Origin of the sequence: Pontibacter fetidus (genome assembly GCF_010119545.1) — a bacterium.
Classification (GTDB): Bacteria; Bacteroidota; Bacteroidia; order Cytophagales; family Hymenobacteraceae; genus Pontibacter; species Pontibacter fetidus.
In genome coordinates, this window is sequence record NZ_JAAEAA010000004.1 from 185,267 (window position 1) to 207,426 (window position 22,160).

Below are 22,160 nucleotides of genomic sequence, written 5' to 3' on the forward strand. Positions count from 1 at the left end.
TATGGTGCGGGCTATAGTTGTATTGTTGCTGATCCTATACTTACCATCAAAACTGAAGGCACAGGATTATCCGCGGCAAACAATAGACTTCGACCTTTTTGTGCAGGAGCTTTTTGCGCAACAGGAAGACGAAAACATTTCCTATGAAGACCTCTACGAAACACTTTTCCAGTATTATCAGCAACCTATTAATCTGAACAACACTACCCCCGAAGAGCTGGCTTCACTTTTTATACTCTCACGCCCACAGATCGCTTCTTTCTTCAAACACATACACGACAACGGCAAACTGCTCAGCATTTACGAACTACAAGCCATCCCTGATTTCGATTTGATCACTATTTACCAGCTGTTGCCTTTTGTAAAAGTTGATGATGCCGGGTTATATGCTGATTCGCGGCCGTTGTGGCAACGCATGATAGGTGAAGACAATAACGCACTTATACTTCGGTATGAACGAACCTTGCAGGAACGGCACGGCTATAGTTCAGTAGATTCCAGCAGTCGTTCACAAAGTCGTTACCTGGGCTCGCCAGACAAACTATACCTGCGTTACCGGAATAGCGTGGCGCAGGACTATAGTTTTGGAATTACCGCCGAGAAAGACCCCGGAGAAGACTTTACCTGGGACCGCAGCACGCGCCGCTATGGTTTCGATTTTTACAGTGCGCACTTTCAACTCTACAACAAAGGCAGGTTTAAAACCATAGCTATCGGCGATTACCAGTTACAGATCGGGCAGGGTTTGCAGTTGTCGTCGGGGTACAGTGTGGGCAAAGGCAGCGAAACCATAATTACACTCAGCCGCGCAAATCTAGGTATCCGGCCATACAGTTCGGTGCTAGAGTCAGCATTTTTCAGGGGTGCGGCAGTAACGTACAGGTTAACAGATGACCTGAACCTTACAGGCTTTTACTCTAACAAACGCGCCGATGCCAACCTACAGGGCGATACTATTTCGGATGATTTTACAGAAACGTTTACCGGCATCCAGACCTCAGGTTTCCATAGAACAACAACCGAACTAGCTAATAAAGGCCAGGTGCGGGAGCAGATCTTCGGGAGCAGTTTGCAGTATCATAAACAGGCTTTTACACTTGGCTTTACAGCGGTTGGTACCAACTATAGTTCTCCTATCCAGAAAACCGATGTAGCTTACCAACACTTCGAATTTAGTGGCGAAAGCAACTATACAGCCGGCGCCAACTATAGCTATACCTGGCAGAATGTGTACCTGTTCGGGGAAACGGCCATGAGCAAAAGCGGCGGCGTGGGCAGCGTTAATGGGTTGATCGCGAACCTGTCTAACAAAGCGGAAGTAGCCATGCTGTACCGCTATTATAGTCGCAGTTTCCATAGTTTGTATGGTGGAGCATTTGGGGAAGGCAGCCGGAACATAAACGAACGTGGTTTTTATACCGGCATCAAACTAAAGCCCATTGCCCGCTGGGAGCTAACCGCTTACTATGATCGCTTTACGTTTCCTTGGCTACGCTACCGCGTCGATGCTCCCTCCTATGGCGACGAATACCTGGTGCGACTATACTTTAAACCCAACCGCCAAAGTGCCCTTTACGGCCAGTTCCGTACCGAAAGCAAAGGCCTGAATGCACCCAACAACACCACAGCTATAGATTATGTAGCCCAGGCCCAGCGCCGAAGTTATTTGCTATACTATGAGTTCGCTCCTACTCCGGCCCTCAGTTTAAAAAGTCGTGTACAGTTCAGCAGTTATGACCACGAAGCACCTAAACAAACCGGTTACCTTATCGCTCAGGATATAAACTATACTTTCAAAAATATCCGACTCAGTACCCGTTACGCCCTTTTCGATACTGACAGTTACGATACCCGCCAGTATGTGTACGAGCGCGATGTGCTCTATGCATTTTCTATTCCGGCGCTAAGCGGCAAAGGGACACGTATGTATGCGCTGCTGCAGTTTCAGCTGATCCGGGATCTGGATGTGTGGGTAAAGTATGGCATCACTAACTATAGAAATGTGGACACCATTGGTTCAGGACTGGAAACTATAGCTGGCTCCACGAGATCGGATGTTAAAGCGCAGGTTAGGTATAGGTTTTAAGTCAATAGCCATCGCAATGAATTAATGGTCTTTCGTCCTGAGCGATGTAAAAATCAATTCGAACAGAATCTCCAGCCTGAAAGATAACAGGCGTAGTTTCAACATTCAAATACCCCACATATCTACTTACCAATGGATAACCAATACTATATGGTCTTGTTATTAAACTATAGTTACCCAATTGATCCCCATAGTAATTACAACCATAATTTACTACTGCACCCTCTAAAAGCTCTTTGGTAACAATATCATAAACACTACCACCGATATAAATACTATCCTGCGCTGCCAAATACTTGCTCTTGTATACTTTAAAAGTATAACCTCCCTTATTGTATGTTGGAGTCAAAGCCAACTGTTCCGTTTTGCAGCTAACAAAGAGAGCAGAAATTAACAGGTAAAATAGCAGGTTCTTCATCTTTATGCTTTAGTTTAGTTCTTACTATACTTAGATGCTAAACTTTGCCTTTTTCCATAAGTTGAATTAAAAATTTAACCCTCATGCTGCTGCAGTGGCTTACAACTGTCTTTTATACTTGCGGCAACTATACTTCCATCGTGGCTGAATTCGAGGTGGCAGCATTCTATGAAAAGGGCTTTCAGTTTTTCGCGGCCGCGCTGTACTCTTGATTTAGCTCCGGAATACGAAATACCCAATCTTTCCGCAATCTCCTTTTGGCTAACACCTTCCAGCTCGCTCAGGCGCAGGGCTTCGGCATACTCTTCAGGCAATAAGCTGATCAGGGGTTCTACCAGCGCTTCTACATCGTGGCGGGTGTCGTCAGGTAGTTCTTCCAACTCTACATCGGTTATACTTTGGTACTTACTGTTTTCCCTGAAAAAATCGTACACGGCGTTGCGGGTTATCTGGTAGAGCCAGGCTTTCATGTTCTTTACCTCGGGCAACTGCTCGCAATGTTTGTATACTTTCAGGTATAGTTGCTGCAGTATGTCGTTGGCTTCATCTTTATCCAGGATGCGCTTCTGTACAAAGCCTTTCAGTTGGGCCTCGTAAGCCAGGAAAACAGGCGCTACTGCCGCACAGGTGTCAGCAGAAAGATTGTTAAGTTTTGGGGTGTGGCAGCAGCTATCCATGTAAATATAAAGTTAAGGTTTCTGTTATCTAAGTTAAACTCCTACAACGTTGCTTCTTCTTTCCATCAGACAGATGTCGCGCCACTGGCCATGTAGCTGGCCCAATCGTTCGCGTACACCTAAAATCCGGAAGCCGCATTGTTCGTGCAGTTTTATACTTGCTTTGTTCTCGTTCAGGATGCCGGCCTGCAGTGTCCAGATGCCTTCCTGCTCTGATGCCAACACCAGCTTTTGCAGTAACAATTTACCAATACCCTGGCCTTTAAAATCCGGATGAATGTAGACACTGTCTTCGGCCACGCCGGCATAAACGCACCTACCCGATACCGCCGTAAGCGCAGCCCAGCCTGCTACCACGCCATTTTGCAAGGCAACCAGCCGACAACTTTTCATATACTTGGCATCCCACTCTTCCCAATCAGGGGCTTTGGTCTCGAGGGTGGCGTTGTTGGTAGCCATGCCCAGTTCATATATCGCTTTTACCTGCGGGTAATGCTCCGGCAGCATGTCGGTAACTATAACTGATGTTGTGATGGTAGTTTCCATTTGCGAATTAATTTACAGGAAAACAACAACAGCGGCAAGTATAAATTTATACCTGCCGCTGTTGGCTTATAGTTTTATGTTGTACTAAACGGCTGCTTCGGTTTTGCGTGCGTTGGCACCTTCGCCGTACACAGTTGCCTCTCCAAAAGTATAAAAAGCTTCCCAGTCTACGCCCTGCGGGTCAGTTATCCACGACTTTTCCGATTTGGCATAACAGCAGGTACATTTTCCTTCTTCCCGGATGGCGCCTTTTGCTTTTTTCAGGTTGCCGTATACTTCTGCCAGTTCTTCTTCGCTCTCGGCCTGTATGCCTAAGTGCTCAATGCCGGCATTCTCTGGGTGCAACGATATGGCGAAATTTATGCGCGGGTTTTCCAGCATCCATTTAGCGTAATCTTCTTTTAGCACAGTTGGCTCGGTGGCAAATAAGGCAGTATAAAAACCTACTGATTCTTCCAGGTTTATTACTCTTACATTAACGTGAAATCTTTTCATGACTTATGTTTTTTTAAGGTGTTTTATTTCGTTTACACCCTGATGACGGAGCCACTTTTAAAAAGACGCAGCCCACAGAATATATTTTTTCTGTGGGCTGTGGGTTATTTTGTTGGAGGAGGTTTAGCTGTAAGAATATGTTAAAAAATGGATTTAGGGGATACTTTAATAAAGTCAAGAAAAAATTCAAGATTATTAGAAACTCCAGCAAGCGCAATGAAAATGCCGTTATCCAATGTTTTGATAGTGACAAAGGACCTTTGAGCGTAAGCAGCACTGTAAACACTTCCTTTTGTCAGCCTTTTTACCTCGTTTCCATTGGCATCTAACACCATAATGGTTACGTTACCAATTTGGTCAAAATAAGTGCAGATGAAGTGTTTCATATCATAATTCATCACATTAATGGCTTTCAACTCCGATATAGGCCACAGTTGATCTAAAGTCTTATTCCATAATTCGTTCCCATGTTCGTCGAACCTTACAAGCTTAGGTGCAGTTGAGACGCCTGCTCGGCCCGTAACAGCTAAAAAACCATTATCTGGCAATGCTACAACTTTAATTCCTTTATAGAGTTTAGACCAAAGTTTCTTACCACCAGCATTGAGTTTAATTAGGTATTCATCATTACCGGAGTAAAACCAACCGCCTATTGCAATATAATTGCCGTCATTAAGTTTCGAGATAGAGCAAGCACTAGGGTAGTTCCAAAAAGTTTGATCCCATTGTTTTTCTCCGTTCATGCCGATTTTCCTGAACAGCATATCAGAATTACCTCTTCCGGCAATAACAAAATTGTTATTATCTTTAATGATATCAAGCCCAACAAAATCAGTATCAATCGATACTTCACTTAAAACTTCTCCAGTACTGCTGAATTTTACCATGTGTGGAGCTCTGCCACTCTCATTGCCAAAACTTTGAGTTCGAATGCCAACATACCCATTTACATCTGCGAATAGTTCCTCTATTCCTCTAGGAGTAGATGTATTTTTCATAATACTCATCCACTCTCTTTTACCAAATTTATTTAATTTGATAAGTACATTCCTATCAAAACTTCCATCGTATCGAATCCCGCCTGCAATAGCATAACTACTATCACTCAACTGAACAATGCTATTAACAGTGAAAAGTGAGTCTTTTGTGTTATTGTATTTTGTAAATGCAGAAGTGGGCTCTTTTGGAGCAGATGGTTCAGGCGCAGAATTATCTTTAGTACAAGATGTGTTGAATATAAATACAATAGCACATATTAATTGCAAATAATTGATTCGTCTCATAGAACTTAGTTTAAATTTTCAGAACTGAGTGTTAATGGAAAAAACAGAACATATGGATATCTAATTCTTGCTAACTATAGTATAAACGAAAACATACGCTTAACTGCACTATAGCTGTAATTATTAAAATCTATTATCAACCAAAACTTACTGCACATTCTTTACAAACACCAGTTGCTGGCCGTCGGCTTTTACGATGTTATTCATAAACTCGAGCATCTGTGCATAAGCTTCGGGCTTAAAGCGGCCTTTGTTCATTTGCAAGGTTCGCTCATAGGTTACTTTCTGGCCGTCTACTTTGGTAATAGTTTTAAACGTACCGAACTCAGTTTTATAGTTGGTGTCGGTGGGTTTGTATTCTAAAGTATAGCCGGCCGGCATTTCGTAGGTAACTATATCGGTGTTGGTATAAGCTGATGCGCGCATTACATCCCATTTGCGGTTCTCCACGGCATTGGGTGTGCTGTCCCATTTGTTCATCAGGTTTGGCGCCAGGAACATGCGTTTTCCGCTCAAAGTTGCCACCTGGCGCAGGCTTAATTCCAGTTTTTCGTTTACTTCCGGCAGCTTGCCCTTCTTCAGTTCAAAGGCAAAATTCTGTATCTCAAAAGCCGGGATATCGATGTTTTTATACAGCCATTTGCGCTGGTTTTCCGGGGAGGCGTTTTGCATTACATCCCGGTGGTCTTCGTGGCTCAGGCCGGTGTAGCGTGTTTGCACATTGGCGGTGCCGTTACCTTTCTCATCTAGCTTTACAGTTGCGGTGCGGTACTGGGTATTTTCGGTAGCCGTATACGTTGGCGTGCTTACCAGTTTACCACCTTCTGGGGTTACAAGCAGCGCTTTGCGGTTGCCGGTAAAACTGCCCGTGTAGCCCGCCGACTCATGCTGGCTGGTACACTCCAGCCACAGCGTATCCTTTTCCATCGGCACCGAAAGTATAACGTGGTTAAACTGTTGTCCCGGAAAGTCCGAAAGTATAGGTGCTACATCATCCCCGGCGCGTATCAGGGCATGATACGAGTCTATACCTACTGTTTTCAGCATGGCTTGTGTATAGTTGGTTAGTGCCTTGCAATCGCCGTAGCCTTTGCCATCTACAAAACTAGCCTCAAAAGGTTGCCACCCACCTATACCCAACTGTATGGAAATATACCTGGTGTTATTCTGGAGGTAATTATAGATGCGCTTGGCTTTTTCTTCGGGGGTTTTGGCATCGGCAACTATAGCTGCGATTTTGGTTTTGGTAGCTTCGGGCAATACATCGCGGCCGGCATTCAGTTTGTTTATCCACTGGCCATAATTCAGCCAGGTTTCCATGTTGCCGGCATATCCTTCTACTTCAAAATCGGTTGGGGCGGTGCGCACCATCGGTACCAGCTCAGCCATTGGCGGCATATAAGGTTCCGACTTAAAAGGTGCCAGGTTACTAACCTCCCAGGTAAAGATCTGCTGTCCTGCTTCGGTGCGCATGGCAACGGGCTGTTGCAGGTTTGCTTCGCGGTAGCGTAGTTTCAGGCCGGCAGGTATAGTTACCGTAAACACAGATTTCTCAACCGAAAGGCTTTCTTCATCTAACGGGGCCCAGGTAGGGTAAAACAGCATGTTAGTGGTTGTAACCTGGTACTCAAACTCAACTGTAAACGGGTACATGGTATGCGACAGGTTTGCGATCTTTACGCGGTTATCTGCAAACAAGGAGTTATCGGTTATAGCACTGACATCAACAATATCGCTGTTTTTCAGGGTCTTTAATTTAACGCCATACGTGTCGTAAGAGGTACCTTTTACATATACTACTTTGGTGAGCTTGTCGTAGGGCACGTATAGTTTGGCGCGGTGCAGTCCGTTTTCGTTTAGTATGGTTATGCGGGTTTTAAAAGTGGTAGTGGCACTGCCCCGCGATGCAACCGCAAACACGGTTTCTTCTTTATTAATTATTACATTGGCCCCTTTTTTCAGATCTATAGGGTTGGTTTGCTTTGCTGCAAAGGCAGCGAGCGACGAGATAGCCAGCCAAAGTATGAGAGGCAGCAACGTAGTTTTTTGTTTCATAACTATAGGTTTGGAAAGAGCAGCAGCTTACAAAGGAACACTTAATTTGCCTTTGCAAGCTGCCACCCGGAAATGCTATACTTAGTTTGCGGTGCCTTTTTTTAGCACGATCTGTTCGGCGTGTTTGGCGATTATCTGATTGTAAAATTCTTTCAGGTAGGCGTACTCCTGGGCGTAAAACACAGGTTTGTTGATGTTTATTCTGCTTAGTACCTGCAACGTATTGCCTTCCTGCTGCACCAAGTAAGTAAACTTGCCGCCGTTGTTGGGCAGCGATACCGTTACATTTTTAGGTGCTTCATCTATCACATACCCAGTTGGTATCGTGTAGTTTGTAATAATGGTCTCATCTACCGGGGTACCGAAATCGACGGGGTAAACGCGCTCGCTTACTTTAAAAGGGTTGTCGGTTTTGGCATGGCCTACCAGCGGGCTCAGGTAAATAATATGATTGTCCTGTCCGTTTCCGCTGGCACTGATGCTGTATTTTATCTTCAGGGCTTCGGTAAGTTTGTCTTTATTCTCGATCATGGGCTTGCCTACTTTATAGTTAGCTCCGCGCTTCAGGCTCTCCGAAAACTTTTCCTCGCCGTTATCGCTCAGGCTTTTGCGCACCGAAAATGCATAATACCCACCTGCTGATTCCGTTGCCTGGCCATCCATGTCTCCGTTAGCTTTCAGGGCAAGGTCGGTGGTAATAAACTTAGAGTACACAACCGGCTTTAAGGCTACCCAGCGGTGCTCTTTCTTTTTTATCAGGTAACCTTCGCCGTTCAGGGCTCTTACCGGCAACATGCCAAATGGCATCAGGGGTTCGGTGGCATCCAGCAAATACGATACACCGTCGATCTCAACATGGCAAACCACATAGTTAAACTTATTAACCAACGGCGACTGTTTGGGCGGGCGGCCATTTTCGCGGGTACTCACCAGCACCGGCGATGCCTCCAGGCCGGCTTCCTGCAGCATGGCTGTCAGCAACAGGTTAATATCGGCTACGTTGCCAGTGCGGGTTTCGTAGGCTTTGCGTGTAGTAGTGGTGGCCAGGTAGGTATACTTTCCGTTCCAGTTCATCCGGCTTTTTACCTGGTCGTAAAGCGCCTGCGCCAGTTGCAGCGGCGTTTTATGCTGGTTCATGGTATAGGCAACCTCACTTTTAAAGAAACCACTGCGGTTAAGCTGCGCCCCGAAACGCTCGCTCATCATCAGGTCGCTGGTCACGTCGTCCCAGTTGCCGCTCATCTGGCGGGCAGCCTGCCCCGGATATACGATCTGCTGCAGCTCAAACTCGATCCTGGACTGGTAATCTTTTATAGTTGTGATATACTTTTCCTCTTTCAGGGCAGGTACGTCTTTCATTATCCAGACGTAGGCGTTGTTTACGAGTTCTGGCTTGGCTGAGGCGGCTATGTTTTTATCATTACTATACAACGGATGGTAGCCCTGCATCAGAAACTTATAGTCGTAATAAGAGGGTATTTCGGCGTGGTATTCGCTCCAGAGCGTAGGTATAGTTGTCTGAAATTCCCACTCGCGCAGGTTGTACACAAAATCAGAAGTTATCGTATAGGCCACATCTATCACCGAGCCTTCTTTTACATTGGGCATCGTAAACTTTTTAGAGAACCAGTTCTCGCTGTGCTGCTCCTCAAACACTGCCCCCGACTCCAGTTTTGATTTCTGCACCTGCCCGTTCTCCAGGTTATAAGTTACGCCTTTAATGCTCGACACGCGCTCTCGGTCGCCGCCTTTTACATAAAACGGTACATCTATAGTTGCCCAGTCGTAGCCGGACTTTTTAAGTATTTTGATGCGTATGTGGCGCTCTGTAATTACCTGTACTTCGTGGTTAAAAGAAAACCGGGTGTAACCGTAATCTGACAGTACGATGGCCTCTGCTGAGGTATCCTGTGCAAACCGGGTCATTTTTAATTCGGCTTCATTTACTTTTCCGTATTTGGCTACCTGTGCAAAAGCGGAGGTTGCAGCAAACCCGAAAACTAAAAGAAAGAGCATGCGAAGGGTAAAATTTGTTCTCATAGGCTAAAAATTAAATTTGATGGCAGACTGATGATAAGCTACAGGCTGATTAACTATAGCATCTGTAAGTTTATACATACAAATTAAACTATATTTTCTACATTCTGTAACTTTGCAGCTTCTAAAATTCTAACATTTAAGCGCTATACTTCAATTTGCAGCAATCAAGCAGCCTGTGTTATGCTTTTATGCAAGATGCTGGATAAGGCTTGTCACTCCTGCCACAGATAGATTCCCGTTAACTTTTGCTATAACCAGTTTGTAAACTATAGCCACAACTATAAACCTACCCCTCGCCTGCTCTATTCTGCTTTTATGAAAAAGATCTGTTTCCTGGTTTTTATGCTGATAAGTATAGCCGCCAACGCTCAGCAAATTGCGCCTGATGCCAGGGCAACTATAGTTAAAACTGCAGTTATGAATGCCGTTGGTGGAGGTAAAGCGATCAAAGGAATCAGCCACTTTAGCTACACTATACACAAGACCACCTATAGTTCGGACACGACTGTTACCCGCACAGCTTATACACTGGATCTGAACCGCAAACACATACAGGAAATACAGTTTACAGCTGCTGATACTATTACAAAATGGATTGGAGAAGATGGCGCCTGGCTGCAGAAGAATGGCATCAAAAACCACATTACCAGAAACGGACAATATAAGGCTACAACATATTTTCCTGACCAACTTTATACCGATGCTGCAAAACGACAGCCTGGTGTATGAGTATAAAAAATCTGTAGTTTATAAAGACCGTGAAGCCCAAATTGTGCAGGTGTATACGCCACAAAAAAAGGCCCTGCTCATGGACATGTTTGTTGACGCTAAAACCGGGAAGATACTCACCTCTTCTAAACCTGACCCTGAAACGGACAACTATAATTACTTTGCTGATGAACTGGACTACCAGCCGATCGGGAAGGGTGTGATTTTTCCGTTAGTATACCAGGTATGGGTAAAGGGTAAGCTAGTAACAGAAGGGAAGTTTTTAAACGTAGTGGTGAAGTGATAAAAGAAAAACAGAGCGGCAGCCTAGGGTGTGATGGAGGCCTGCCGCCCTGCAGTTATACTATAGGTAGGTTGCAAAATTATCGGTGTTCTGCCAGAATTCGCGGCAGGCTTTTCGCTGTTCTTCTAAAAATTCAGCGTCTTTTTTTAGTTCTCTCCAGTTGCCGTAGCCCAAGCGCTCGCATAGCCTGAAGAAGTTGTCGCCCTGGTTCTTAAAGCCTTTGGTGCTAACCAGTGCGCTTAATAAGGGTCTGCCCTCCGAGTGTTCCTCTTCCGAGATCTCGTCTATCACTTCAATCAGCTCTGCTTTTTCGTAAGTGTTATCTAGGTTTAAGCCTAATTCGGCCTCGTAGATAAGGTTTTGGAAGGTCATTTGGTTAGCTCTGCCGCGAGCTACCTGAATAAGTTTTTTACGTACGCGTGTATTCATATGTGCAAAAACTATAACTAAAGCCGCAGATCGTGGTAAGACCACTTTATGCATTAGCAGGTTTTCTGCCGCTTGTTTTAAAATAAATATATAGTAATGCTTACGTGCAGCGTACACCGTATGTTACAGGTGAGTGCAATTTTCTGCTCCTTTTTTCGGAACAAGGTTCGTTTTGGGGTTATGCCTGCATGCGTGGCTGTTTTTCGGAAAGATATTTCCAGTAACGTTTGGGAATATGCCTTAGGTGCAATTTCGGGTTTTTACGCTCCGGTATGTTTACGTGATCAAAGTATACCTGCCATAATTGTTTGTATGTATGCTCTTCTTCCATTACTGCCGACTCCGGCAACACGCCTATACCTTTTCGGGGCGCTGCATCCAGTGTTATAAAAGTTGTAGTGTGCAGATCGTAGTAGGCACCGTACCGGCGACGCGTGTCGTAAATGGCCCAAAGCTGGTCGGCGTAGCGTTTCGTAAAATGGCTGATGATAACGGGCAGCACATTAAAGTCAGGCTCAATGTGCGCATAGTATAGCTCTTCGGTTGTCTTCTGGAAACGCACAAACGCTTCCATGCGGTGTTTTTCGCGGTGCAGTTGTTTAGCTGCCTGTTGCACCTGTAATACACACGGGGCTGTATAGTTGCCTTCTATACTTTCAGAGTTATCAAACGCGAGCTTAATATAACTGAATATGGTTTGCTCAAAACCGGGCTGCTCCCACAGGTAAGTATAGTATAGCTCTTTAAGTGCGCTGGCAGATAAGCGCTTCTGCAATCCTTTCCATACTCTTCCGGCTTTCTCCTCATCAGCAGTAACGGCTATAGTTGTCCCGAAAATACCTGGCTGCGCCAGCTGCTCCTGCTCAATGGCAGTAGGCCAGGCTTTGCGCTCGTAGGCTTCGAACACTACCGTCAGCAGTCCTTCAAAAGAGCCGTCGTAAGTATAGAAATGCATTTAAAGCTTACTGGTTGTTGTTGCGGGCTTTCTCCTGTTTGCGCTCGGCCTGCATGCGCTGCAGGTGAGGTACCAACATGTTCAGTTTGCAATAACAGGATACGCGGGCAACTTTGTTATTCTTTCTCATCACTTTTACTTTTATCGTTTTTATCTTTTTTGTTTCTGATTCTTGATCTGTAGCAACTGCTTTATACTTCTGTGCCATAGCTATACTTGGTTTTATCAGCCCACTTGCCGGAACAGGTCCAGCTGCTGGGTAAGCAACGGGCTCCGTACGGCACCATCTCCAAACAATATCTTATTCCTGATGCGCTGCGAGTCGAAGTCGTAAGGTTGCAGGCTTTTGTGGTTACAGGTTATAAAGTATTTTGCCCGCTTCAGCACCACGCCCATCTGCCGTAGATGTTCAAAAGTAAGAGCAGCAAACCTGCGCGCCGACACAATCTTCTTGGCCGACTTCACCCCAATTCCGGGTACTCTCAAAATCATTTCATAGTCTGCCGTGTTCAGCTCTACCGGGAAAGCATGGCGGTTGCGTAGCGCCCAGCTCAGTTTCGGGTCAATGTCCAGGTCAAGGTGCGGGTTGCTGTCATCCAGTATTTCCTTTACATCAAAGCCATAAAAGCGCATAAGCCAGTCAGCCTGGTAAATGCGGTTCTCTCTTATAATTGGTGGCTCCGTGATGATCGGCAAACGGTTATCGGCACTTACCGGCACGTAACCCGAATAATACACGCGCTTCAAACTATAGTCTTTGTACAGCTGGTCCGATAGCAACAGGATCTGCTGGTCGTTCTCGGCGGACGCACCAACTATAAGCTGTGTACTTTGGCCGGCCGGTGCAAAAGTTGGCGCCGACTTAAAAAGCTTCTTCTCTTCTTTGGCCTGCATCAACTGCTGCTTAATGTTATCCATCGGCAGCAGTATTTCAGAGTAGCTTTTTTCCGGAGCTAATTTTTTCAGACTGTTTTCAGAAGGCAGTTCAATGTTTACGCTCAGGCGATCGGCATACAAACCGGCTTCTTTTATCAGTTCTTCGCTGGCACCCGGTATAGTTTTCAGGTGGATGTAGCCGTTAAACTTATGTTCCTGACGCAGCTTTTTGGCAATGCGTACCAGGCGCTCCATGGTGTAGTCGGCATTCGAGAAAATACCGGAACTCAGGAAAAGCCCCTCGATGTAGTTGCGGCGATAGAAGTTTATAGTTAAGTCTACTACTTCCTGCACCGTAAAGGCAGCTCTTTTAATGTCATTACTTTTGCGGGTAACGCAGTAAGCACAATCAAAAATGCAGTGGTTGGTAAGCAATATCTTCAGTAACGAAACACAACGGCCGTCTTCAGTATAACTATGGCAAATGCCCATCCCTTCCGCATTACCCAGGCCTTTGTTCTCGTTCTTCCGCTTTCCGCCGCTCGATGAACACGAAACATCGTATTTCGCAGCATCTGCTAATATCTTTAGTTTCTCTGTTATTCTGCTATCCATTCAGGCTATAGTTGTCTGCTTTAATGTTTTAAAGGTAGCACTTGATCAGCAATACTCCTAACAATTTTAGCAAAAACTTATAAACACGCTTATCAACATCTACATAAATACTAATTTAATTAGCATGCAGATTATGCTATAAAAGCGCCTATATCCATTTTAAGCGTATTGCGTAAGTGTTCTGCGCTTAAAAACCGTTATCTTTAGAAGGCTATACTTATTTTGTACCTCCTGTAAACTTTATGCATCCCTGCTCCCCTAACTATAGTTTAGCTTTGCGGCCGTTACTGCTGGCACTGCTTCTGCTATTTACTACAGGGTTAGCCGCACAAAAAAAACCGACTCCCAAGCCCGTTTTAGTTAAGCCCGATACTACCGTTATTATAACAGATACCACCCGCCATTTTGAAGAGCGCGTAATGCAGAACCTGAAGCAATTGTCGGAGCGGAAAACGATAATGGGGAAGTTGCTGAACTCGTTGCTGGAGTTTGACCCTAAAGACGAAGTACTGAACCTGGATGCAGAACTGATAGAGCGTGAATACGAACGCCACAACTATAAAGTAGTGCGCAACATACGCATCGTTACGCAGGATGCTTTTGGCTATTCGATACAGGACACCACGCTGGTACCGGATAACTGGCTCGAAAAAACGGGCAATATCTTCCATGCAAAATCGAAGCGCAACCTTGTCCGGAACAAGCTGCTTTTTCAGAAAAACAAAGTGCTGGAACCGCTGGCGCTGGTAGAATCGGAGCGTTTGCTGCGACAAACGGATTACATACTGGATGCCCGCATAATAGTAGACGAACGCACCACCACCGACGACAGCCTGGATGTGATTGTCATTACCAAAGACGTATTCAGTTTAGGTGGGTCCGGTTCTTTTTCCCCCTCGTCTGGGTCAGGAAGGGTAACGGTTCGCGAGCTTAACTTTTTAGGCCTGGGCCATCAGCCAGAGATCACGTACCGCTTTAACCAGGAAAAGCCACGCCCCTGGGAGTTTGCCGGGCGCTATAGCATAGAGAACATTGGCAGGTCGTATATTACCGCCGATGTAGCCTACATTAACCAGAATTACTACAAGGAGAAAAGCGCCTTCCTGCACCGTGATTTTTATGCGACCAATACCCGTTATGCCGGTGCTGCAGGTATAAGCCAGGTAGATGAGCGCATACTGCTGCCGCCTACCAGTGCAGATACAGTTCCGCAGTTTGGTAACCTGGGCTATACACGCCGCGATGCCTGGCTTGGTCGTGCCTTTAAATTCAAAACTTATAACCTGGGCTACGAACCGCGCGGCCGCATGATCATTGGTCTACGTGTAGTGGATACAAAGTATAACACCACCCCTACTGCAAACTTCCAGAGCAACCAGCTATACCTGGGCAGTATAGGTTATAGCGTGCGTAAGTATTATAAAGACCGCTACCTTTTTGGTTTTGGCCGCACAGAAGATATTCCAGCCGGAAGCATCGTGTCGATTACCACAGGTTATGAAGATGGCACCGTTAAAGACCGCCGCTATTTGGGAGCATCGATAGCGTATGCCCGGTACAGCGCCAACTTTGGTTACCTGTATGGCAATGCATCTTATGGGTCATTTATTCGGGATGATGCCTGGGAACAGGGTATGTTGCAGGTGCAATCGTTATACTTTACCAGGTTGTATGAAAACGGCAACTGGAAACTGCGCCATTATGTACAGGGTCGTGCTACCTTTGGCCTTAACCGCAACCCCGAAGAGTTGCTTACTATTAATAACAACGAGGGCCTGCGCGGGTTTAACTCTGCCATGTTGCGCGGCAGCAAACGCTTTACGGTTAATTACGAGGCTAATTTATATACTCCTTTTTCTTTTCTGGGCTTTAAACTGGCGACTCTTGCCTTCGCTGATGTGGCCTGGCTCTCGGCCGGCAATAAAGCGAATCCGTTCAACTCCAAACCTTATACCGGCTATGGGTTAGGCTTCCGGTTCCGGAATGAGTACCTGTCTTTCAGTACGATACAGATCCTGTTCAGCTTTTACCCGCGCCTGCCTGCCAACGAAGACATCAGCAGTTTTAAAGTATACGAGGTTTCGCGCCCCTATTACGACTTCACTGATTTCCGTTTTGAGCGCCCGGGCGTAGCCGAATTCCGCTAAGCTTTTCAAATCCTTTTCTGCGCTTTTTCGGTAAGTATAGCTGTATAAATACAAACTATACCTATGGAAAAACTAAGAGAAAAATCAGAATATGAAGGCAACCCGGTAGGGTTATCAGATAATACAGCAAAAGTTATGGCCCGTGAACTGGACCGCCACCTGGCTTCTTTTATCACGCTGTTTAACCAGTATCATAAGCACCACTGGATGGTAGAAGGCCCGCAGTTCAGAGACCTGCATTTGTTCTTTGAAGACCACTACACCCAACTGCACGAGCAGTACGACGCTATTGCCGAGCGCCTGACCGTAATGGGTTACTGCCCGACCTGCCACCCTAAAAAGCAACTGGAGCTATCTTACATAGAGCATGAAGAGGAAGGTGTTTTCAGGATTAGAGAGATGCTGGCCAAGGACATGGACGATGAGAAGAACATTGCCATAGAGCTCCGTAAAACTATAAAACTTGCGTTCCAGCACGAAGATTTTGCAACCAAAGCTCTGTTGGAAGGAATCCTGATCAAAACAGAAGACCGCTGCCATCACATCGAGCACTTTTTAGGTGAAGATGGTTTATCTATAGGCCTTATTGCCAAACCCGAAGATATTATGGATGAAGAGGATAAGAAAAGCCGCAGCAGCAAACCTGGTTTAAGAGTAACAGCCAAAAAAGCTCCTGCAAAAGCAAAGGCGAAGTAAGTATAAAGTATAGATTTGAAAGGCGATGCAGCAATGTATCGCCTTTTTTGTTTGTCTGAATCAGGATTTGTGGGATTTTAAAAGATGTATAGGATTTTATAACTTATAGTGGGAGGTTATATGGGGTCTTGGCTTAGAATTAATAGACGCTCCGAGGTGCAAGCACGCTCGGAGATCGGCTATAGCTATAGTTATGGCTTTAGTTTTATAGTTACCGTTTTACCTCACCCCAGCCCTCTCCTAAAAACAGGAGAGGGAGTTTTCTGACATTGCTCTAATTGAATTTATAGGTACAAACAAAGAGCGAATAGGTCGCGACCTGTCCCTACGGAACTACAACCACGATCAATCTCGAAGCAAACAAGTTTCATATCAACTATAGAAGTAGCTATCGAAAGATCTCAGTCTTTGGGTTGAGCGCCTTGTAGATTTCTGGTGGCGCAGCCATTGCGAGGAACGAGCAAAAGAAATGTACACCGCGCGATGCCCGAAGACGGGGCCTCCCGGCCGTGAGGGAGCTAAAGTAACTATAAAACTATAGGCAAGTAGAGCTCCCAGGATGAAAGGGTAATTGAAAGTATAGCTTGGTTCAAAGAAGTATAATTACCAGCTATAGGACAAATAAGATTTCTCGGCTAGCGCTCGAAATGACAATAGAGATACTATAGCAAAGACGCTAGCAGGAGCTTCGCACGCTGCTAGTTCACCTTCTTTTTATACTTAACCTACTCCATATTATACTTTACCTTAAATATATAGCCGATAAGTTTTTAACCGCTGTTACAACTTTTAAAGCCCCCTGCTTTTTATTAGATTTGTTACACAACACAAACAACAACAGGTATGGTAGATTTAGGCAATTACAACGAGCTCGAAATAGCCCGTGAAGTAGACTTTGGGGTGTATTTAACTTCTGAAGACGGCGACATATTACTGCCTAAAAAATACCTACCCGAAGGCGCTCAGGTTGGCGACTTTGTACGCGTGTTCGTGTACCGCGACTCGGAAGACCGTGTAATTGCTACTAACCTTACCCCCTTTGCTACTGTCGGCGAGTTTGCTGGTTTATTGTGTAAAGATGCCTCCGGTTTTGGAGCTTTTATGGACTGGGGACTGGAAAAAGACCTGCTGGTGCCGCTCAATAACCAGAAAGACAAAATGATACCGGGCCGCAAATACTGTGTGTATGTCTATCTGGATGAGGCATCGGACCGGATTGTAGGTACCTCCAAAATTAATAAATACCTGAATACGGATACTTCCCAGTTGAAAGAAGGCGAAGAGGCACAGCTTTTAATTGCAGAATATACTGACCTGGGTTATAACGTCATCATCAACAACGAATTTAAAGGCCTGCTTTACCGTAACGAGGTTTTTAAAGACCTGGAGATAGGCGATAAAGTAACAGGCTACATTAAAACTGTCCGCCCGGATGGTAAGGTAGACGTAACGTTGCGCAAGCCAGGTGCAGATACTTTCAGTGAGATGGATGAGACGTCAACTATAGTTATGCAGCTGCTGGAAGAACAGGGCGGCACCCTGAACCTGTCGGATAAAAGCGAGCCGGAAGATATTTACCGAATAGTGGGTGCCAGCAAAAAAATGTTTAAGCGTGCTATTGGCAACCTGTACAGGGCCGGTAAAATCGAGATCTTCGATACCTATATTACGCTTAGGCGCTAGCAAGGCTATACTTCCGCAAACACCTAACTAAAATCAGACTTACAACTTATTGCAGCAGCGCTTTTCCAGGGCGCAGTTATATTATGTTACACAAAACCATCACCTTTGCTTTAACCTTTACATTATTAACAGGCAGCGCTTCAGCTACCGATAAAGATAAGAACAAGGATCCCGAAGCTGCCGAGCTTAACCGCAAAACTACCATTGCGGCGCGTGCTGCCAAAGCCCCGGTGCTGGATGGCTACCTGGAACCTGAAGTTTGGCAAACGGTTACACCAGCTACTAACTTTGTGCGCTACGACCCACATAACGGCAAGCCCTCTTCGCAGAAGACCGAGGTATACCTGTTGTATGACAACGAAGCCGTTTATATTGCCGCCAAATTACATGACACAGCCCCTGACTCTATACTTACCCAGCTAGGTGGCCGCGACTCCGGCGAGAATAACTCGGATATGTTTGCTGTGTACCTGGATACCTACAACGACAAGCAGAATGCTTTCTCTTTTATGGTTTCGGCGGCAGGTGTGCAGACAGATATTAAACTATCGCAGGGCCGCGAAGACTGGAACTGGGATGCCGTGTGGGCCAGCAGCACCAAGCTAACTGACGATGGCTGGGTGGTAGAAATGAAAATACCATACGGTGCTATCCGCTTCCCCGAAACCGAAGTGCAGACCTGGGGCGTAAACTTTATGCGCATTATCCGTCGTACCCGCGAAAAATCATACTGGAACCATGTAAATAATACCGTAGAAGGTTTTGTAAGCCAGGAAGGCCGCGCCATAGGTATTGAGGGTATAAAATCGCCGGTACGGTTGCAGTTTACGCCATATGTTTCGGGGTATGTAAACCACTACTCCGGCGATACCAAAGGCAAGAGCCCGTATAGCCGTGCCGTAAACGGCGGTATGGATGTGAAATATGGTATTAACGATGCTTTTACCCTTGATGTAACCTTAGTACCCGATTTTACCCAGACACAATCTGATAACCAGGTACTGAACCTTGGGCCGTTCGAAGTGAAGTATGGCGAAAACCGGCAGTTCTTTACCGAAAGCACCGAGCTGTTTAACAAAGGGGGCCTGCTTAATTCGCGTCGTATTGGTGGCACACCTATCCTTAAAAACTATGTTGGGCGCCAGATATCTGAAACCGAAACTATAGTTGAGAACCCGAACATTAGTGGTTTGTTAAATGCCGCTAAACTATCAGGCAGAACTATAAAAGGCTTGGGTATAGGCATACTGAATGCTTTTACACGCAACATGTATGCCACCGTACAGGATAAGGAAACAGGTGAAACCCGCGAGGTATTGACCGACCCGTTTACCAACTATAACGTATTTGTGCTGGACCAGACGCTGCCACGCAACTCGTTCATTACGTTTACCAATACCAATGTTACGCGCACCAAAGATGTTTATGATGCTAACGTATCGGGTTTACAGGTGCGCTTTGCTGATAGAAAAAACAACTTCGCGATACGTGCGGGCGGTAACCTGAGCCAGTTATTCGGTAACAATATTATACTTCGTGGCGATACGCTGCCTGAAAAACTACACTTGGGCCACCAGTACAACGTAAACCTGAGCAAGGTAAGTGGCAACCTGCGGTATGGCATTAACCACCATGTAGAGTCCGATACCTACGAGATTAACGACCTGGGCTTCCTGAGCAGTAACAACGAGATCAGCAACAGTGCCAGCATCAGCTACAACTTTTATCAGCCTGTCTGGAAGTTTTTAAGCTGGGGTAGCAGCATGAGCGTGAGCCAAAGTATGCTGTATGCGCCACGCGAGTTTGTAAGCACCAGTATGGGCGTAAGTACTAATGTGCGTTTCCGTAACTTTATAAGTGCATACTGGAGTTTTGGCCTACGCCCGGGCAACGCCTACGACTACTTTGAAGCCCGTGTATTTGAGCGAGTGTTTGTAAAACCCCCGGCTTTCGATACCAACATGGGTATCAGCACCGACTACCGCAAACGCCTTGCCCTGGATGCATCTTCCGGGTTCTGGCGCTCGAACCGCTACAACCAGTTTAGCTGGTGGGGCAACCTGAGCCCACGTTTCCGGGTTAACGATAAATTCTCGTTGGTAAACAGCAACAACTATCGCCAGGAAAAACGAAATATTGGTTATGTAAAGCATGTTGGCAACGACATTACTTTCGGAGATCGCACCATTACCACTTTTACATCTACGCTGTCAGGAGCCTATATCTTTAACGAGAAAGCCGGTATAACCCTGAACATGCGCCATTACTGGTCTAGTGCCGACTATAAACGTTTATTTAACCTGACCGAAGACGGCTTACTGAGCGGAGAAACGCCAGGCGGCAATGGCAACAACATCAACTATAATACTTTTAACATAGACCTGGTATATAGCTGGCGCTTTGCACCTGGCAGCGAACTAATGGTTGTCTGGAAAAATGCGATAGAAGACAGAAACAAAGAAGTAGAACCCAAGTATATCGAGAACGTGGGTAAAACCCTGCAGGCACCGCAGAACAACAATTTCTCGGTTAAATTATTATACTACCTCGACTATATAGCACTGAAAAACGTATTCTCAGCATAAGCTTATTTATACTTATGCACAAAACCCGAAATGCACTGATTGCCGGTGCCAGTGGCCTGGTGGGCGGGCATTGCCTGCGCCTCCTTTTAAACAGCGAACGGTATAGCCAGGTCATCTCGGTAGGCCGCCGCGACCTACCGCTAATACACCCCAAACTGGACCAGAAAGTTATTGATTTCGATAACCTGAAAAAGTACGGGGCCGAACTTGCTGCTGATGATGTATACTGCTGCCTGGGCACTACTATAAAAAAAGCGGGCTCGAAAGAGAACTTCTCTAAAGTAGATTATACCTACGTGGTAGAGCTGGCAAAGCTGGCCGCTTCTAAAAATGCGTTACAATTTCTGGTGGTTTCTGCTATGGGTGCCGATGCCGGTTCTATGTTCTTTTACAACAAAGTAAAAGGCGAAATGGAGCGCGATGTGCAGCAACTGGATTTCAGGGCGGTGCATATTTTCAGGCCTAGTTTGCTGTTGGGTGAGCGCGAAGAAGAACGCACCGGCGAAGAACTGGCCTCTAAAATAATGAAACCGCTGAGCAACCTGATGGTTGGCCCGTTACGAAAGTATAAGCCTATACCTGCCGAGGATGTGGCCAAAGCCATGCTGTATGCCGCTTCTCAAAAAGCTTCCGGAGTACATATTTATCCATCAGACCAATTAGCCCAAATGGCTGCCAAACTATAGCTTAAGCCCTGCGTAAAGGCTAGACACTAAACTATAGTTTAACTTTATGCAGCAGCGCCAGTTACGGCACGTTTTCCCGAAAGCCACCCAGTATGACCCCGAATGGGTGCGCAAGCACTCGATGGGCGAAAACGTACTTTTTAACCTCGAAAGTCTTACCAAATCACTGCAACTGAAACCGGGCATGCGTGTGCTCGACTTGGGTTGTGGCAAAGCCATCAGTTCTATTTTCCTGGCTAAAGAGTTTGGAGTTACGGTTTGGGCCGTAGATGAAGCCATATCAGCCAGCGACAACTATGAGCGCATACTGGAAGAAGGCTGTGAAGACAAAGTTATACCTATTGAGGCCGATGCCCGCTCGCTGCCCTTTGCCGAAGAATACTTTGATGTCGTGATTGTGGTAGACTCCTATACCTATTTTGGCACCGACGAAAAGTACCTGCCCTACATTGCCCGCTTCGTAAAACCAGAGGGCTACATTGCTATAGTTGATGTTTGCTTTACCAAAGAGATAGTGAACCTGGCGCAGGTACCAAAATTTCTGAAACGTGATTACCAGAACTACTGGTACTTTATACATAGCATTGATTGGTGGCGTAAACTATGGGAGAAAACCGGATTAGTACAAATTGAAGCTGCAGAAGAACTTTCCGAAGCCGACCTGGTGCGCGAGCATTACATAAAGGATTTTGAACACGAAAAAAAACCGGACGCCTTTGCCAAAGCCTTAAAACATGACGATCAGCGGTTTATCTCTTTTTTTAAACTGATCGGTCGCCGAACTCAGAAAACTGCCTACCTGCAGAGCTATAAAATTGCACCGAAAAACTAAAGAAGGCGTACAATAATTAGTTAACTCTACGTTAGTTGTTTTAA

The 22,160-nt window shown here is 45.7% G+C and carries 20 protein-coding genes; 9 read left to right on the forward strand and 11 right to left on the reverse strand.

Features of this window, described 5'->3' with window-relative positions:
- The first annotated feature begins 1 nt into the window (after position 1).
- A complete protein-coding gene (locus tag GWO68_RS04465; protein ID WP_162345216.1) occupies positions 2-2,086 on the forward strand; it encodes a helix-hairpin-helix domain-containing protein in 2,085 nt (694 codons plus the stop codon).
- Position 2,087: 1 nt separating this feature from the next.
- On the opposite strand, the gene GWO68_RS04470 is transcribed toward GWO68_RS04465, so the two are convergent.
- From GWO68_RS04470 to GWO68_RS04500, 7 genes are all read right to left on the reverse strand, one after another.
- Positions 2,088-2,504, reverse strand: a complete 417-nt coding sequence (locus GWO68_RS04470) for a hypothetical protein (protein ID WP_162345217.1) — start codon at positions 2,502-2,504, stop codon at positions 2,088-2,090.
- A 74-nt stretch (positions 2,505-2,578) separates the two neighbouring features.
- Entirely contained in the window at positions 2,579-3,181 is a 603-nt protein-coding gene (gene sigZ / locus GWO68_RS04475) for an RNA polymerase sigma factor SigZ (protein ID WP_162345218.1), read from the reverse strand.
- 33 nt (positions 3,182-3,214) lie between these two features.
- On the reverse strand, positions 3,215-3,727 hold the full coding sequence (locus GWO68_RS04480) for a GNAT family N-acetyltransferase (RefSeq protein ID WP_202923669.1): 513 nt from the start codon (positions 3,725-3,727) through the stop codon (positions 3,215-3,217).
- An 84-nt stretch (positions 3,728-3,811) separates the two neighbouring features.
- Positions 3,812-4,222, reverse strand: a complete 411-nt coding sequence (locus tag GWO68_RS04485; RefSeq protein ID WP_162345219.1) for an ArsI/CadI family heavy metal resistance metalloenzyme — start codon at positions 4,220-4,222, stop codon at positions 3,812-3,814.
- A 140-nt stretch (positions 4,223-4,362) separates the two neighbouring features.
- Positions 4,363-5,505 carry a hypothetical protein gene (locus GWO68_RS04490; RefSeq protein WP_162345220.1) on the reverse strand — a complete coding sequence of 381 codons (1,143 nt, stop codon included), beginning with the start codon at positions 5,503-5,505 and terminating at the stop codon, positions 4,363-4,365.
- A 147-nt stretch (positions 5,506-5,652) separates the two neighbouring features.
- Positions 5,653-7,560, reverse strand: a complete 1,908-nt coding sequence (locus tag GWO68_RS04495) for a DUF3857 domain-containing protein (protein ID WP_162345221.1) — start codon at positions 7,558-7,560, stop codon at positions 5,653-5,655.
- Between the two features lie 81 nt (positions 7,561-7,641).
- The gene (locus GWO68_RS04500; protein WP_162345222.1) at positions 7,642-9,576 is read right to left on the reverse strand and encodes a transglutaminase domain-containing protein; all 1,935 of its coding nucleotides are present in this window, start codon (positions 9,574-9,576) and stop codon (positions 7,642-7,644) included.
- 339 nt (positions 9,577-9,915) lie between these two features.
- On the opposite strand from GWO68_RS04500, the gene GWO68_RS04505 reads away from it, so the two are divergent.
- Both GWO68_RS04505 and GWO68_RS04510 read left to right on the forward strand, forming a co-directional pair.
- Positions 9,916-10,329, forward strand: a complete 414-nt coding sequence (locus tag GWO68_RS04505) for a hypothetical protein (protein ID WP_162345223.1) — start codon at positions 9,916-9,918, stop codon at positions 10,327-10,329.
- Positions 10,301-10,612 carry a hypothetical protein gene (locus GWO68_RS04510; RefSeq protein WP_162345224.1) on the forward strand — a complete coding sequence of 104 codons (312 nt, stop codon included), beginning with the start codon at positions 10,301-10,303 and terminating at the stop codon, positions 10,610-10,612. The genes GWO68_RS04505 and GWO68_RS04510 overlap by 29 nt, the downstream gene beginning before the upstream one ends.
- Positions 10,613-10,672: 60 nt before the next feature.
- On the opposite strand, the gene GWO68_RS04515 is transcribed toward GWO68_RS04510, so the two are convergent.
- From GWO68_RS04515 to GWO68_RS04530, 4 genes are all read right to left on the reverse strand, one after another.
- Positions 10,673-11,041, reverse strand: coding sequence for a hypothetical protein (locus tag GWO68_RS04515; RefSeq protein ID WP_235941932.1), 369 nt, complete (start codon positions 11,039-11,041; stop codon positions 10,673-10,675).
- 178 nt (positions 11,042-11,219) lie between these two features.
- Entirely contained in the window at positions 11,220-11,996 is a 777-nt protein-coding gene (locus GWO68_RS04520) for a TIGR03915 family putative DNA repair protein (protein WP_162345225.1), read from the reverse strand.
- 7 nt (positions 11,997-12,003) lie between these two features.
- Entirely contained in the window at positions 12,004-12,204 is a 201-nt protein-coding gene (locus tag GWO68_RS04525; protein ID WP_162345226.1) for a hypothetical protein, read from the reverse strand.
- A gap of 17 nt (positions 12,205-12,221) precedes the next feature.
- Positions 12,222-13,487 carry a putative DNA modification/repair radical SAM protein gene (locus GWO68_RS04530; RefSeq protein WP_162345227.1) on the reverse strand — a complete coding sequence of 422 codons (1,266 nt, stop codon included), beginning with the start codon at positions 13,485-13,487 and terminating at the stop codon, positions 12,222-12,224.
- A gap of 242 nt (positions 13,488-13,729) precedes the next feature.
- Between GWO68_RS04530 and GWO68_RS04535 the strand changes: the two genes are divergently transcribed.
- The 6 genes from GWO68_RS04535 (at position 13,730) to GWO68_RS04560 (ending at position 22,116) form a co-directional block, all read left to right on the forward strand.
- Positions 13,730-15,634, forward strand: coding sequence for a hypothetical protein (locus GWO68_RS04535; RefSeq protein WP_235941933.1), 1,905 nt, complete (start codon positions 13,730-13,732; stop codon positions 15,632-15,634).
- Between the two features lie 63 nt (positions 15,635-15,697).
- Positions 15,698-16,330 (forward strand): Dps family protein, encoded by a 633-nt coding sequence (locus GWO68_RS04540; protein WP_162345228.1) that lies wholly within the window; start codon positions 15,698-15,700, stop codon positions 16,328-16,330.
- Positions 16,331-17,173: 843 nt separating this feature from the next.
- Entirely contained in the window at positions 17,174-18,013 is an 840-nt protein-coding gene (locus tag GWO68_RS04545; RefSeq protein ID WP_162345229.1) for a CvfB family protein, read from the forward strand.
- Between the two features lie 83 nt (positions 18,014-18,096).
- The gene (locus GWO68_RS04550; protein WP_162345230.1) at positions 18,097-20,598 is read left to right on the forward strand and encodes a DUF5916 domain-containing protein; all 2,502 of its coding nucleotides are present in this window, start codon (positions 18,097-18,099) and stop codon (positions 20,596-20,598) included.
- A 14-nt stretch (positions 20,599-20,612) separates the two neighbouring features.
- Positions 20,613-21,284: an oxidoreductase gene (locus GWO68_RS04555; RefSeq protein ID WP_162345231.1), complete on the forward strand. Its 672-nt coding sequence runs from the start codon at positions 20,613-20,615 to the stop codon at positions 21,282-21,284.
- A gap of 46 nt (positions 21,285-21,330) precedes the next feature.
- Positions 21,331-22,116, forward strand: a complete 786-nt coding sequence (locus tag GWO68_RS04560; protein ID WP_162345232.1) for an SAM-dependent methyltransferase — start codon at positions 21,331-21,333, stop codon at positions 22,114-22,116.
- Positions 22,117-22,160: the final 44 nt, after the last annotated feature.

Bases quoted from the DNA above. Each gene is read 5' to 3' on its own strand.
- sigZ (WP_162345218.1), bottom strand. From the start codon at position 3,181: ATGGATAGCTGCTGCCACACCCCAAAACTTAACAATCTTTCTGCTGAC.
- GWO68_RS04530 (WP_162345227.1), bottom strand. From the start codon at position 13,487: ATGGATAGCAGAATAACAGAGAAACTAAAGATATTAGCAGATGCTGCG.
- GWO68_RS04510 (WP_162345224.1), top strand. From the start codon at position 10,301: ATGCTGCAAAACGACAGCCTGGTGTATGAGTATAAAAAATCTGTAGTT.
- GWO68_RS04495 (WP_162345221.1), bottom strand. From the start codon at position 7,560: ATGAAACAAAAAACTACGTTGCTGCCTCTCATACTTTGGCTGGCTATC.
- GWO68_RS04550 (WP_162345230.1), top strand. From the start codon at position 18,097: ATGTTACACAAAACCATCACCTTTGCTTTAACCTTTACATTATTAACA.
- GWO68_RS04505 (WP_162345223.1), top strand. From the start codon at position 9,916: ATGAAAAAGATCTGTTTCCTGGTTTTTATGCTGATAAGTATAGCCGCC.
- GWO68_RS04490 (WP_162345220.1), bottom strand. From the start codon at position 5,505: ATGAGACGAATCAATTATTTGCAATTAATATGTGCTATTGTATTTATA.
- GWO68_RS04500 (WP_162345222.1), bottom strand. From the start codon at position 9,576: ATGCTCTTTCTTTTAGTTTTCGGGTTTGCTGCAACCTCCGCTTTTGCA.
- GWO68_RS04525 (WP_162345226.1), bottom strand. From the start codon at position 12,204: ATGGCACAGAAGTATAAAGCAGTTGCTACAGATCAAGAATCAGAAACA.
- GWO68_RS04470 (WP_162345217.1), bottom strand. From the start codon at position 2,504: ATGAAGAACCTGCTATTTTACCTGTTAATTTCTGCTCTCTTTGTTAGC.
- GWO68_RS04545 (WP_162345229.1), top strand. From the start codon at position 17,174: ATGGTAGATTTAGGCAATTACAACGAGCTCGAAATAGCCCGTGAAGTA.
- GWO68_RS04540 (WP_162345228.1), top strand. From the start codon at position 15,698: ATGGAAAAACTAAGAGAAAAATCAGAATATGAAGGCAACCCGGTAGGG.
- GWO68_RS04535 (WP_235941933.1), top strand. From the start codon at position 13,730: ATGCATCCCTGCTCCCCTAACTATAGTTTAGCTTTGCGGCCGTTACTG.
- GWO68_RS04465 (WP_162345216.1), top strand. From the start codon at position 2: ATGGTGCGGGCTATAGTTGTATTGTTGCTGATCCTATACTTACCATCA.
- GWO68_RS04520 (WP_162345225.1), bottom strand. From the start codon at position 11,996: ATGCATTTCTATACTTACGACGGCTCTTTTGAAGGACTGCTGACGGTA.
- GWO68_RS04480 (WP_202923669.1), bottom strand. From the start codon at position 3,727: ATGGAAACTACCATCACAACATCAGTTATAGTTACCGACATGCTGCCG.
- GWO68_RS04515 (WP_235941932.1), bottom strand. From the start codon at position 11,041: ATGAATACACGCGTACGTAAAAAACTTATTCAGGTAGCTCGCGGCAGA.
- GWO68_RS04555 (WP_162345231.1), top strand. From the start codon at position 20,613: ATGCACAAAACCCGAAATGCACTGATTGCCGGTGCCAGTGGCCTGGTG.
- GWO68_RS04560 (WP_162345232.1), top strand. From the start codon at position 21,331: ATGCAGCAGCGCCAGTTACGGCACGTTTTCCCGAAAGCCACCCAGTAT.
- GWO68_RS04485 (WP_162345219.1), bottom strand. From the start codon at position 4,222: ATGAAAAGATTTCACGTTAATGTAAGAGTAATAAACCTGGAAGAATCA.